Annotated in this window: 7 protein-coding genes and 1 pseudogene; 6 read left to right on the top strand and 2 right to left on the bottom strand. The window is 40.1% G+C overall.

The window, feature by feature from the left end; genetic code table 11:
- Positions 1-6 precede the first annotated feature (6 nt).
- Positions 7-615, bottom strand: a complete 609-nt coding sequence (locus AAC037_RS00040; protein ID WP_339900696.1) for a thiamine pyrophosphokinase — start codon at positions 613-615, stop codon at positions 7-9.
- 293 nt (positions 616-908) lie between these two features.
- Here AAC037_RS00040 and AAC037_RS00035 point away from each other — a divergent pair, with 293 nt between their 5' ends.
- From AAC037_RS00035 to AAC037_RS00025, 3 genes are read left to right on the top strand one after another with little or no spacing between them, the layout of a single operon-like run.
- Positions 909-1,421, top strand: a complete 513-nt coding sequence (locus tag AAC037_RS00035; RefSeq protein ID WP_339900695.1) for a 3-hydroxyanthranilate 3,4-dioxygenase — start codon at positions 909-911, stop codon at positions 1,419-1,421.
- Positions 1,422-1,481: 60 nt separating this feature from the next.
- Positions 1,482-2,762, top strand: coding sequence for a kynureninase (gene kynU / locus AAC037_RS00030; protein WP_339900694.1), 1,281 nt, complete (start codon positions 1,482-1,484; stop codon positions 2,760-2,762).
- 25 nt (positions 2,763-2,787) lie between these two features.
- The gene (locus AAC037_RS00025; RefSeq protein WP_339900693.1) at positions 2,788-4,140 is read left to right on the top strand and encodes an NAD(P)/FAD-dependent oxidoreductase; all 1,353 of its coding nucleotides are present in this window, start codon (positions 2,788-2,790) and stop codon (positions 4,138-4,140) included.
- A 1-nt stretch (position 4,141) separates the two neighbouring features.
- Here the strand turns inward: AAC037_RS00025 and AAC037_RS00020 are convergent, their stop codons facing one another.
- On the bottom strand, positions 4,142-5,065 hold the full coding sequence (locus AAC037_RS00020; protein WP_339900691.1) for a pyridoxal-phosphate dependent enzyme: 924 nt from the start codon (positions 5,063-5,065) through the stop codon (positions 4,142-4,144).
- Between the two features lie 52 nt (positions 5,066-5,117).
- Between AAC037_RS00020 and AAC037_RS00015 the strand changes: the two genes are divergently transcribed.
- The 3 genes and pseudogenes from AAC037_RS00015 to AAC037_RS00005 all read left to right on the top strand — a co-directional run.
- Positions 5,118-6,152, top strand: coding sequence for an RluA family pseudouridine synthase (locus AAC037_RS00015; protein WP_339900690.1), 1,035 nt, complete (start codon positions 5,118-5,120; stop codon positions 6,150-6,152).
- A gap of 489 nt (positions 6,153-6,641) precedes the next feature.
- Positions 6,642-10,976, top strand: coding sequence for a hypothetical protein (locus AAC037_RS00010; protein ID WP_339900688.1), 4,335 nt, complete (start codon positions 6,642-6,644; stop codon positions 10,974-10,976).
- Between the two features lie 88 nt (positions 10,977-11,064).
- A pseudogene (locus AAC037_RS00005) lies at positions 11,065-11,898 on the top strand (phenylalanine--tRNA ligase subunit alpha); the annotation flags it as partial.

Below are 11,898 nucleotides of genomic sequence, written 5' to 3'. Positions count from 1 at the left end.
TCTCGCCTACACCAAGGTCCCTATCCAAAATAAATCATTGCTACTAAAGGTATGAAAACCCTCTTCAAGCTCTAAAAAGGTGGTGTATTGGATCCGAAAAACATTGGAAGAAGAAGCCGATTGATGTTCAATAAATTGTCCTTCAGCGCCATGTACCTGTATGGGACCTTCGGGGAACCATTTTTTCATTTTTCCTTTCCTGGCCGGAAAATACCTTATTCCATTGTAAAAAAATACGATGTCCAAATTTGATAGTTGAGGAAGCAACTCCCTTATACGCAAGGGATCAAAGTTCAGGATATTTACCGCATGATGCTCTTTTTCCCTAAGGTAGTTGAGGCCGGCTTCTAAGAAGGCACCTTCAGCCGAAGTGATAAATATTACCGGATGCTGTTCTTCAAGCAAGTAAGGGTTGGCATTCTGGAATTCCTTTGTGGCAAGAATCCCATCAATTTTGATACCCAAGGACATGATTTTTTGCACATTGTTTTGGGTAACCAGGACGGTAGGCACCCATTCGAGCAGGGAAGAGAGAGTTTCCGTATCTTCAATTTCTTCAAGCAACAGAAGCAAAGCCGGTTCTTGTTGTTCTTTTACAAAATGGTGTGAGGACATAAGGGCTTAAAAAAGGCTGAATTGAATCATTTTAGCAGGTGAAAGCAAACCAATCATTTACTTTTTCGGGCAAGTTACTGAATAGCAATGATAAAATATTGGTAGCTCACCATTTATTCAAAACCCGGCATAAAACCTTTGAAAACAATCATTTTTACCATTTTGTTAATGCTAAGGTTTATATAGTTCATTAATAGGATATTTTTTATAATTTTGGCCGTTCGCCTTAGGCCTATAATTCATTTCAGTAGGATCAAGAAAGCCCAGGCATAATCATTAAAACTATTCAAATTATGGCCGTTTCCCAACCAATCAATTTCACTAAATGGATAGATGATCACCGCCATTTATTAAAACCTCCAGTGGGCAATCAACAAATGTACCTGGAAAATGACGACTTTATCGTCATGGTGGTAGGAGGTCCAAACGCCAGAAAGGATTACCATTATAACGAAGGTGAGGAGTTCTTTTACCAAGTTGAAGGTGATATTGTTCTTAAAATAGTAGACGATGGGGTAATGAAAGACATACCCATCAAAGAAGGGGAAGTGTTTCTACTGCCTCCCAGAGTGCCTCATAGCCCCAGAAGACCGGCCAATACAGTGGGCCTGGTGATAGAGAGGTATAGAAAACCGGGTGAAGAAGATGGTTTTCTTTGGTTTTGTGAAAACTGTGACAACAAACTTTACGAAGAATATGCCACCATCACAGATATAGTAAACCAGCTGCCACCTATAATGGATCGTTTTTGGGCCAACCCCGAAAACACACGCTGTAAAAAATGCGGTACAGTAATGCAAAAATAGGATGGAAATGATTCCTTAATCCTTGATTTAAATTAAGTATACCCCCATTTTCATCCAAATATGGATCAGATTGCATTTGAATTAACACCGGAATTTGCGTACAAAATGGATCAAGCTGATCCACTGTCCACTTTCCGGGAAAAATTTTATATTCCGGAACAAAATGGCCAACCACTGATCTATTTTTGTGGCAATTCTCTTGGTTTACAGCCCCGAACCGTCAATGCTTACTTGAAACAAGAACTGGAAAAATGGGCCGATAAAGGAGTGGACGGTCACTTTGAAGGCAAAGTACCCTGGGTCGATGCCAGAAAACCTTCAAAAAGCCTGCTTGGACCTTTGGTTGGGGCCAATCCGGAGGAGGTTGTAGCCATGAATAGCCTAAGTGTAAACCTCCACCTATTGATGGTGTCGTTTTATCAACCCAAAGGAAAAAAATTCAAGATCCTAACCGAAGCCGGGGCTTTTCCTTCTGATCAGTATATATTGGAGTCTCAGGTAAAATTTCATGGCTTGATTCCAGATGAAGCCATACTGGAATTGGCGCCAAGACCAAATGAACACCTGTTACGCACCGAAGACATTCTTCAAAATATAGAAAGCCATAAAGATGAATTGGCCTTGGTCATGCTTTCGGGACTTCAGTACTATACAGGACAGTTGTTTGACTTAAAAGCCATAAGTAAAGCAGCCAATCAACACAATATCCCTGTAGGCTTTGATCTTGCTCATGCCATAGGAAATGTTCCGCTCCAGCTCCATGACTGGGGAGTAGACTTCGCAACTTGGTGTAGCTACAAATACCTCAACTCAGGACCCGGTAATGTCGCGGGAATCTTCGTGAACGAAAAACACCGTGACAACCCCCTGCTGCCTAGATTTGCCGGCTGGTGGGGACATGATGAAAAAGAACGATTTAAAATGAATAAGGGCTTCAAGCATATGCCCGGAGCAGATGGCTGGTTATTAAGCAACGACAATGTACTGGGCTTAGCTGCCCACCAGGCTTCGCTGGAATTATTTGCCGAAGCCGGCTTAGAAAACTTAAGAAAAAAGAGTATTCAATTAACCGGTTATCTCGAATTTGCCATTCGTGAAACAATTAAAGACCCGGAATTGTTAGAAATTATAACTCCCTTAAAACCAACAGAAAGGGGATGCCAACTCTCTTTATTGATTCACAAAAAAGGCAAAGAAGTTTTTGATTTGTGGATTGATAACGGAGTGGTGGCGGATTGGAGAAATCCGAATGTCATCAGACTTGCACCCACCCCTATGTACAATAGCTTTCAGGATGTTTTTGAATTCAGTAAAATCCTCAAAAACTCATTGAAAGAATAACCCCAAAAATTAAACCTGTTAAAAAATGAAAGAGAAAATAGACCTATTGGGCGCGGGACTCATCGGATCCCTGCTCGCCATATACCTCAAAAAAAGAGGACTAGATGTTACTATTTATGAAAAACGTCAGGATTGGCGCAATTCAAATAAAACCGGAGAAGGCAGATCAATCAATATGGCTTTGAGCGACAGAGGCTGGAATGCCTTGGAAAAAGCAGGCTTGAAAGAAAAAGTTTTGCCCTATACCTTAGCCTTGTCCGGCAGAAGAATCCATAATGAACATGGGAATACCTACTTTCAACCCTACGGAAAAGAGAATCAGGCCATTTATTCCATCAGCAGAAATGTATTTAATGAACTGCTAATGGATGAAGCTGAAGCACTGGGCACAAAGATTTATTTTAACCACAAAGTGGAAAATGTCAATGTTTCTAAGCGAGAAGTGGAATTTTGCCTTGAAGATGGCTCAGAAAAACGGATGACTTCAGATGTGCTAATTGGTTCTGATGGCTCCTACTCTGCTCTAAGAAATGCCTTTCAAAGCCAAGTAAGATTTAATTTTTACCAAAAATTTATCTCTCACGGCTATAAGGAATTACACATTCCACCTACTGCTACAGGAGATTTTGCACTGGACCCCAATGCCCTTCATATTTGGCCAAGGGGAAAGTTCATGCTCATAGCATTGCCTAATTTGGACAAGTCTTTTACCTGTACCCTGTTTTTGCCTTTTGAAGGTTATAAAGTTAGCTTTGAAAATATCTATGATGACAAGGATATCAATCTAATTTTTAAAACTTACTTCAATGACGCCTTTGATTTGATGCCGAATTTGTTGGCTGATTTCAAAAATAATCCTACTTCTGCACTTATCAATACAGAGTGCTATCCATGGACTGAAAACAACGCCTTGCTCATAGGCGATGCGGCCCATGCCATGGTTCCTTTCTATGGACAAGGCATGAACTGTGGATTTGAAGATTGTTTTATTTTGGACAACCTTATCGAGAAATACGGTACTTCCTCTTGGGATTTGGTCTTCGAAAAATTTCAGAAAACAAGGAAACCAGATACCGATGCCATCTGCCAGCTGGCCATGGATAATTTTAAAGAGATGAGTGACAATATAGCTGATCCTAAATTTCTGATACGGAAAAAGATTGAAGCCAAACTGCATGAATTGTATCCCAAAGAATGGCAACCCCTGTACAGCATGGTAACTTTTTCTAATATGCGCTATTCGGAGGCTTATGCCATTGGTAAACTTCAGGAAAAAGTGATGGATGAGGTAATGAAAGACCCGGATGTCCCCAAGAATTGGAATGATTTGGATTATGCTGCCATTCTAGAAAAAGTGGAAACTTCCGGAGAGGTGTAGGTCAAAACTTAATGCCGAGTCTTTGCTCATACCCGCGGATTCCTTGCAATCCTCCGGTGTGTAAAACCAATATTTTACTTCCCCTGGGGAAATAATCTTTCTGAATCAAGTCAAAAAGGCCAAATACCATCTTTCCTGTATATACAGGCTCAAGTGGTAGATTGGCTTTTGTTTTTATTTCCTGTATAAATGATATCAAGGTTGGCTTTTGCTTGGCGTATCCTCCAAAATGATAGGCGGTCTGGATTTCATACGCACAATTGGGCTGAGTCCCATATTTGCGGAGCAACTGATCCACCTCAGAAATTATAAAATCACCTTTCAAAGAAGAAAAGCCAATAAGCTTTTGCTTGAATCTGGCACTTGCCAAGAGCCCTGCAAATGTACCTCCGGTCCCAATAGGACAAGTAACAAAATCCATTGTCAAATCCTTGTCCTCCAATATTTCCTGGGTTCCTTTTATGGCCAGGGCATTGGTTCCTCCCTCAGGGATCAAATAAAACTCCCCAAATTTGTCTTTCAAGCTTTTAAGTATCGTAGCACTGTCTTTTTGCCTGTATTCTTCCCTAGACATTGGGTACAATTCCATCCCTTGATTCCGCGCATCTTCCAAGGTTGGATTAAGTGGAGTGACAAGTTCACCTCTAATGACTCCTATGGCCTTCAACCCATTTGCAGAAGCCGCCAAGGCGGTGGCATGAATATGGTTGGAATATGCCCCTCCAAAGGTCAATACTTGTGAAAGCCCCGATTTCTTCGCCGCTTCAAGGTTATAATGTAGTTTATAAAATTTGTTACCTTGAACATCTGGATGAAGTAGATCCAGTCTTTTAACTATTACTTCTAAGCCCTTTTCACTGATTAACGGATCGTGAAGTGGCTGATATATGGCAGGTTTTAACGCAGTCAAAATAAATTTATCCAATGATTTTAAGTCAAAACTCTAATTGTTTTTGATCAAATCCTAATTTTGCACCATGACAGAGATCACGAATGAAGAATTACCGGAAGAGGAAAGTTTTTTCGATCACCATGAACTGACTGTAGATCCCGGCCAAAGTTCGATTAGAATAGACAAATTTATTACCGATAAACTGGCCTATGCTACTAGAAATAAGGTTCAGCAAAGCATTCTTTCAGGAATAGTTAAAGTAAATGGGGAGGTAGTAAAAGCCAACTATAAAATCAAAGCCGGCGACCTGATTACCTTTGCCATGGAAAAAAGTCGCAAGGAAACTGAAGTGGTAGCGGAGGATCTTCCTTTAGACATCAGGTATGAAGATGACCACCTAATGGTGGTTTATAAACCTGCAGGCATGGTGGTGCACCCTGCACATGGCAACTGGACCGGCACCTTAGTCAATGCCTTGGCCTATTATTTTAAAAATCTTCCTGAATTACCCGGAAATTCAGGGCGTCCGGGTTTGGTACACAGGATAGACAAAGACACCAGTGGACTCTTGGTAATTGCTAAATCTGAAAGGGCCATGAGTCATCTTGCCAAGCAGTTTTTTGATCATTCCATATCAAGAACCTATGTGGCCTTGGTCTGGGGAGAACCAGTTGAGGATGAAGGAACAATCAATGTACCCATAGGCCGGGGTGTCAAAGACCGGAAAGTGATGCAGGCCTACCCTGAAGGTGATGCCGGAAAATCAGCCATCACTCACTGGAAGGTTATCAAAAGACTTCGGTATGTCAGCCTTTTAAGCTGCGAGCTAGAAACCGGAAGGACACACCAGATTCGGGCTCATATGAAATACATCGGCCACCCGCTATTTAATGATGCCATGTATGGAGGAGATCAAATTCGAAAAGGTACCCAATATTCAAAGTACAAATCCTACATTCAAAATTGTTTTCAGATACTCCCCAGGCAGGCACTACATGCCAAATCTTTGGGTTTTATTCACCCGATAAGTGGCGAAGAATTGTATTTTGAAGGGGAAATACCGGAGGACATGTTAACGGTCATCGAAAAGTGGGAAAATTATGTAAAATTTGAAAAATAGCCAATTATTGAATCTCTAAAAGCGACAATATAATAAGACTTATAATTTCCAATAAGTCTTATTTTTAGATACTTTTTTAAGAATATTATAATTTTTTAATATTTCTAATGATAATATTTTCTTAATCTCTACGATTTATTACATTTGTTATATCAAAATATAATTCGGTTTCCGCTCTGGAAAAGCGAAGTGATTTTTGATAAAGTTCTCAAACACTGTAGGGTGTTGAAATTGGCAGACATGCCCTCCTGTCTCGGGGGTGAGGAAACCGGTTAATCCGGCGTATTGGACAAAGCACACATCGAGCTCAATGTGTTGCCTAACAACCTCGTGGAGGTTCGAATCCTTCTCCTACAGCATTTATACCCAAGCCGGTGAATATATTGAAACATATATCCACCGGCTTTTTTATTTATGGCAGCTCAAATTTTTCTTTTAGCAGTCTTTCTTAAACATTTTCCTCTTTATTTTGTATTCTTGATCTGAAAAATGAGTGGAGAAGAAATAGATATCAAAAAATCCGGAAAAAAAAGAAAGCGATTGCTGAAAATCATTTCAGTTCTCGCCTTTCTTGCTGTCTCAACCCACTTTATTCTTTTTTTTGGAGCGGACTGGTTATTTAGAGAGTATATACAGCAACAGGTAGAGAAAGTTTCAAAAGGCAAATACGCTGTAGACTTTGAAAGGGTGTACCTTTCTTTGTTTCAGCGTGGTCTTTTTGTCGAAAAGTTTCAACTTGTACCAACAGACCCCACAATTTTTGATGCCCTAGAGATCCCCTATTATAAAATTTCAGTAGATCAATTGGATATATTGGGCCTAAACTTCCTAGGTGAAGACGGCAAGTTAACAGCTGATGAACTACGCTTGACAGCTCCCATGATCCAGTCCAAACAACAATTGGAACTTACTGATAACAAAGAATTCAGCCCACTCAAACAACTTGAATTCGAAATTAAAAAATCACTTAATGGTCCCTTAAAGGAGATTTTTATCAATGATTTTTACATCGATCAGGCCAATTTTTTAATAGAAAATTTCCTAAGTCAAAAATCCATTGCTGCCCAAAACACCAACCTTTACCTCAAAAACATTCACCTCATTGGAGAAAAGGAAGAGAATGCTCCTTTTGGCATCGAGGGCTTTCAATTGGATTTTGATGACTTTGAGGTTTCATTAGCAGATAGCATTCATAGGGTCATGGCAGAAAAGGTAGCCATCTCTTCTCTGGACAAGCAAATATTGGCGAGCAAGGTAAGGGTTACCCCTAATTTGGAAAAAGCTGCAGACGTCTACTATGAAATATTTTTGGAAAAGCTAGCCTTGACAGATGCTGACATCATGGAGATGTTCCAAACGTCAAAAGTCGCCATTGGAGACCTCAATCTTAATGCACCGCATATCGTTTTGTATACAGACAGGAATGCGATGGATGAGGAGGCAAGAACCACAGACATGTATGGCTTGGTGGAAGATTTACTGGAGTCGATCACCATAAAAGCTTTGACCATTGACGATGGACAATTCTTGCAAAGGGGTGTTCATAATCCAAATAAGAACAGGATTGAAGCAGATGAAATCCAATTTTCTTTGGAAGATGTATATCTGGGACAAGATGAAGAACTTAAAAAAGATAATTTCCTATATGCAAGAAATGCAACATTAGAAATTGATCGGGCAAAAATAGCATTGGCCGACGGGGTGCATTGGATTTCAGGACACAATATTTACCTGTCTACTTTAGATGACAAGGTTAAGATCAATGAAATAGAACTTAAACCGGAAGTGAATGAAGACAGCCTTGCGGAAGCTTCCCTTTTTGAAATAAAAGTACCACTGCTGGAATTTGCCAATGCAAATCTGAGAAAAGTTTACAATGAAAACATCATTGACATAGGAGAGTTGCTAATAAATGCACCGGATGTAGTGATCAAAGACATCCTTGGCAATGCTACCGAAGAAAGCGACCCCTCCCAAATGACCGACTTGCAGCAATTAACCAAAGGGTTTTTTAAAGCTGTATATGTCCAGAAATTAGAAGTAGAAAATGGTAGTCTGGTGCTAGACAATCACCTAAGAGTAAGGCAGGACAGTCTGGCTTTCGGGAAAATAAACTTTCTGCTAGAAAATTTCCAGTTGGATGACAAATACATGTCAGACACTTCTTCGAGGATTTTTCTGGCCGACAACCTTAGGCTTGAGATTGAAGACTATGCCCTAAAATTGTCGGATAACCTGCATCTTTTTGTGGCGGACAAAATATTGATTGACACCCAAAAGGATCTATTGAATATAGAAGGGTTTAAACTTAAACCCTTCTCCCCTGAAGCGGTACTTCCCTTGCTGGATAAATATGGCAGAACAACCGTTTTGGACATTGAGATACCGGAATTTTCTGCTACCGGAGTGGACATCAACCAAGCCTATTTTCAAAACAAGTTATTTATCAATCATATTGATATCCCCAGTCCTATCATCCATTGGACAAAATACATCCCCAAAGAAAATAACAAGCAAGAAAAGCTAAAACGTGGAGATGTATTGGATTTGATAACCAGCTATTTCAAAGTGATCAGCATTGACTCTTTGAGCACCGAAAAAGGTACTTTCAACTATGAAAACTTTGCCAATGAACAGTTTAGATCTTTCGCCGAAAATGACATCTCAGTAAAAATTAGGAACTTTTATCTGGACGAAAACATAAACCCTGCAGCTAACAGGACCTTGTTTTCAGATGAAGTAGATGTCAACCTTAACAATTATCTATTTAACCTGGCCAATGGAAAATACAGCATTGTGGCCGGCCGTATCGGCTTCAATTCTGCTCGGGAAGAAATCAATACCTTCGATGTTAAGTTAATGCCCAATAAAGACCTCGAATCAAAGGTCAGTATTGAGGCGAGTTTTCCCGATTTGAGCTTTAGTGGAGTAGACCTGGAAGCCTTTTTGTTTGACAACACCTTGGCATTGACCAAACTTCGGTTTTCAGATGCTGAAGTGAATTTGTCCATCAACCGGGCCTTTAACAAAGAAGAAGACAAGCCAAATGAGGAAAAAAAGAAAAGTAGAAACCTTCCAAAAACCATTGATGTAATCAAAATAGATTCCATTTTGGCCACCAATGGTTCTTTTAATGTGGCGAATTACCAGAATGGAAATGATTTACAATTAATCAATACCGGAATCAACATAGCCATAGCAGACTTTCTGCTTGATTCTACCAGGTTATCACATGGAGACATTGCCAGCTTCTTTTCGACCATGGCTTTGGATGTAGACAATTTTTCTCTGGCACTTAAGGACAGTGTTCATACAGTCACTTTTTCAAAAATCCAACTTGACTCTCGGAAGGAAGAGATATTGATAGAGAATGTGAATGTGGTGCCTAAAGAAGCCCCTGAAAATCTGCAAGGCCCAATAATTAAAGCACATATTCCCCAGATCAGCATCAATACCCGCTCCCTTACAAGTTTTCAAAAAACCGGAGAGCTTGATGTATCCCTATTGCGATTAACAGATCCTGAGGTCAACCTCTACCTAAGCAAAAATGAACCCCCTATTGAATTACCTAATGGGCAGGGAAAGGAAGTGAGCCGCAAAATATTGGAAAGCATCCTGATCAGGAATTTCAAACTCAATGGTGGAAGTTTTGCCTTAATAGACAAGTCCGACACCATCCCTAAAAGGGCCTTTAAAAACCTAAGGCTTATTCTCAGTGACCTGAATTTTGACTTTACGCAAAAACAACAATTCAATTCTGACTTCTTTTTCAATGAAGATTTCCGTTTTGAGTTCAAGGACTATGAACTGAATTTACCGGACAGCTTGAATAAAGTAAGCATTGGTAAATTAATGGTTTCTAAGGACAAATTGATCCTTAATGAAGTTCGGTTTTTACCTAGGGTAGGGCGGTTTGCCTATGCACGGGCAGTAGGAAAGCAAACGGATGTAATGGAATTGTATGTGCCAAAAATCACTATAGAAGGCCTAAACCTAAAGCGGTTTATTGCTGAAGAGAAGATTGAAGCCCTTAGCATGACCTTGGAAATGCCACAGTTGGAAGTTTTTAGAGACAAAAGAATTGAAGAGGACACCACAGTGGTCAAGATGATGCCTCAGCAGTTGATGGAGCTATCCAAGCAGATCATCGAGTTGGACACCTTAATTGTAAAAGAGGGCATGCTTACTTATACAGAGTTTCCAATCAAAGGAATGGTCCCGGGTGAGATTACTTTTGATCAGTTCAATGCCAAAATGTACCCTTTTAGATTGGGGGAATTTGGAGAAGACAGGAAAAATCCCGAGGTGGAAGCCGATTTTAGAATCAACAAGGTAGCTCCGATAAAGGCCAAAGTTCAAATGGAATTTGAAGACCCTTACCCTATTGCTGTGGAGGCAGAGGTAGGTGCTTTTGACCTTCCTTCCATCAACTCCATATTGGCTACCAATGCTTTTATTACGGTAAAAAGAGGCAAGGTAAGGGAAGGAAAATGGCATTTTGTGGTGGATAAAAATGAAGCAATCGGGGAGATGACCTTAAAATACAACAAGCTTAAAGTGCAGCTTTTGGATGAGCGTACCTTAAAAGATGCCGGAGGAAGAAAAGGAATTTTAACTTTTGTCATCAATGCTTTGGCTTTAAGAAAAAACAACCCTAGGCCTATTTTTAACCGGCTGGTAAGTTCTCCAATCTATGTGGAAAGGATTCCTTATAAGTTTGTTTTCAATTATATGTGGAAGGCTACTTTTTCAGGATTAATGGGAAGTTCAGGATTAATGCAACCCAAAATTCCCAAGAAAGAAGAGGAAGAAGATAGCTTATAGTAGAAAGAATCCCTTTTAGCTCTTTTAAAAGATAGGTGGCCTCAAAAAATTATTTTAGATTTGTGGTCTTACAAAGATGAATTTCCACATGCATAGTGAAAAAATAAACCAGATTAAAGCTGAATTAGCAGCAGCCAAAGCCGATTCTGCAGAAGAACTAGAAGCTTTCAGAATGAGGTTTATAAGTAAAAAGAGCATTATAGGTGCCCTTTTTGCTGAAATGAGGAATATACCGAATGAGCAGAAAAAAGCATTTGGCCAGGAAGTCAATGAAGTAAAACAACTTGCTGAAGAAAAATTTAAGGAATTGATCGCCCAATCTGAAAGTGGTAGCCAACAGAAAAGAGTGCTCGATCAGGACCTCACCTTGCCACCCACGGCTTGGCCTGTTGGAGGAATTCATCCATTAACAGCCGTAAGGCAAAGAATTGTAACCATTTTTGAAAGAATAGGCTTCAACCTTTCTGAGGGACCTGAAATTGAGGACGACTGGCACAATTTCACCGCATTAAACTTCCCGGAAAACCATCCGGCACGTGAAATGCAAGACACGTTTTTCATTGAAAAAAACCCTGACATCGCATTGCGGACCCATACCTCTTCTGTTCAAGTTAGGCCGTGTATTTAGAAATGAGGCAATTTCTGCCAGAGCACATTGTATATTTCATCAGGTGGAAGGTTTGTATGTGGATGAAAATGTCAGTTTCTCGGATTTGAAGCAGACTTTATATCATTTCGCAAAAGAGATGTTTGGGAAACAAACCCAGGTAAGGTTCAGGCCTTCCTATTTCCCTTTTACGGAACCAAGTGCAGAAATCGATATTTCTTGTCAACTCTGCGGGGGTAAAGGTTGCAATATTTGTAAAGGCAGTGGTTGGGTAGAAATTGGAGGTTCCGGTATGGTAGACCCCAATGTGCTTAA

The organism is uncultured Cyclobacterium sp. (genome assembly GCF_963976465.1).
GTDB lineage: Bacteria > Bacteroidota > Bacteroidia > Cytophagales > Cyclobacteriaceae > Cyclobacterium.
The sequence above is the reverse complement of the archived record's forward strand: the minus strand, read 5'-3'. Positions and strand labels throughout refer to the sequence as shown.